The sequence below is a fragment of the Pseudoalteromonas sp. SG43-6 genome (assembly GCF_014164365.1).
GTDB classification, from domain to species: domain Bacteria; phylum Pseudomonadota; class Gammaproteobacteria; order Enterobacterales; family Alteromonadaceae; genus Pseudoalteromonas; species Pseudoalteromonas rhizosphaerae.
Genome location: NZ_JACJEZ010000213.1, coordinates 1 through 263, shown reverse-complemented (window position 1 = coordinate 263; position 263 = coordinate 1). Strand labels below are relative to the sequence as shown.

General features: G+C 38.8%; 1 rRNA gene. It reads left to right on the top strand.

Features of this window, described 5'->3' with window-relative positions:
• Positions 1 to 159 precede the first annotated feature (159 nt).
• Positions 160 to 263: ribosomal RNA gene (gene rrf, locus H5201_RS22830) — 5S ribosomal RNA — on the top strand; the annotation flags it as partial.

Sequence of the window (263 nt, the reverse complement as noted above, 5' to 3'; positions counted from 1 at the left end):
TACTAATTACCCGTGAGGCTTAACCATACAACGCCAAACGCGTTTTATGTGATAGTTGATAGCGCAAGAAGTTAATAGACTAAAGTAGATTTACTGAAAACTTTTATTATCAGAATTCCAAATTTTAGTTAATTGCTAACGCGATTAACACCGTATTTGCTTGGTAACAATAGCGTTTTGGACCCACCTGACCCCATGCCGAACTCAGTAGTGAAACGAAACAGCGCCGATGATAGTGTAGCATTTGCTATGTGAAAGTAGGA